The organism is Verminephrobacter aporrectodeae subsp. tuberculatae At4 (assembly GCF_000193225.1).
GTDB classification, from domain to species: Bacteria; Pseudomonadota; Gammaproteobacteria; order Burkholderiales; family Burkholderiaceae_C; genus Acidovorax; species Acidovorax aporrectodeae.
Genome location: NZ_AFAL01000554.1, coordinates 1 through 1415 on the forward strand (window position 1 = coordinate 1; position 1415 = coordinate 1415).

Here is a 1415-nt window from a genome sequence, read left to right on the forward strand (position 1 = left end):
TGCTGGCCGCGTCTGCGGGTTGGTTTGCTCCGGTGGGGCTGCTGAGCACGAGGCGGGTCGATGCCACCGCGGCCTGCGTGCCGTCCGGGATGCCGTCTCCGTTGCCGTCGCCGGCCACGGGGGCTGCGCCAGCGGGGCCGGGAATGCCGTCGTTGTCCGCGTTCTTGTGCGTCGGGTCCGAGGGGGTCAACGGAGCCGACCGGGCCGAGCCCTGTGGCGCGGAGGTGCGGTTGTCCACCGGCCTGGCGGAGAAACTGGCCGCGTCGTTGCCGGCCATGTCCTGCATGGCGTGGGCGTCGTTGCCGGTCGTGGGGTCGGTGTAGGCGACGGTCACCGCCTGGCCGCTGGTGACAGGGGTGGCCAGCATCAAGCTGACGGTGTTGTGCGCGTTCACCCGGACGGTGACGACAGCGGTGCGCACGGTATCGACGTGCACCGCAAAAGCCGTGGTGGGCGGGATATGGGTCATGTCCAGGCCGACTCCTTCGCCGTAGAGGAGCATCAACCGGGCGCTGTTCACCAAGGCCCTGTAGCACACCGGGGCCCGGGTGTCGACCTGGTAGTTGGGGCTATCCGCGCGGCCGGTGCCGGCGCGGCCTGCGGTGTTGGCCACGCCGGCATGGTTTACGCGGATGGTGTTGGTCCAGCTCTCGGCATTCGCCTTGGGCGTGAAGGTGGCCGTCCAGGTTCTGCCGTCGTCATGCGTCGTGAGGTCGCCCAATGTGCCGTTGGCCTCGTAGAGCTCGACGTCGTCGCGCGTGAAGCCGGTGACGACTTCGTTAAAGGCAAAGGTGACGGTGGTGCTTTCCCCCACGGCCAAGCGGACGTCGGCCAGCGTGATGGTGACGGTTGGACCGGTGGTGTCTGCCGGCCAGGTGTCCACGGAGTAGTTGGCGCTGGTGGCGCTGCCGATCCCGGGGGTGCCTGCGGCGTTGCGCACGCCAGTCAGGTCCACGCGGATGGTGCTGCTCGCGTTCTCGGTGTTGGCTGCGGGCGTGAAGGGGGCGGTCCAGGTTTTACCGTTTGCGCCGGCGGTGAGGACGCCCAGCGTGCCGTTGGCGTGGGTGAGCACGATGTCGTCGGCGTCAAAACCGGTGACGACCTGGTTGAAGTCGAAGGTGACGAGGGTGGTCTCGCCCACGGTGAGCAAGGTGTCGGCCAGCGTGATGCGCAGGGTGGGGCGCTCGCCGAAGGTGTCGATGTCGTAGCGGACGCCGGCGAGAACCACTCCCTCGCCCGCGTTGCCCGCAAGATCGTGCACGTCGGACAGGTTCACGCGCATGGCGTTGTTCGACGATGTGACGCCGGGAGCCGGGGCGCTCAAGGTCGCGATCCAGACGCTGCCGTCGCCGGTGGATACCGGCTGCGACAGCGTGCCACTGCGCGGGCCCTTGGTCATGCGCAGATCGTCGAGG

The 1415-nt window shown here is 68.8% G+C and carries 1 protein-coding gene; it reads right to left on the reverse strand.

What is annotated here, in order from left to right; all coding sequences use genetic code 11:
- Positions 1–1399 (reverse strand): Ig-like domain-containing protein (locus tag VTU_RS28145; RefSeq protein WP_236610787.1); only part of this gene is annotated, 1399 nt, incomplete at its 3' end.
- Positions 1400–1415 lie beyond the last annotated feature (16 nt).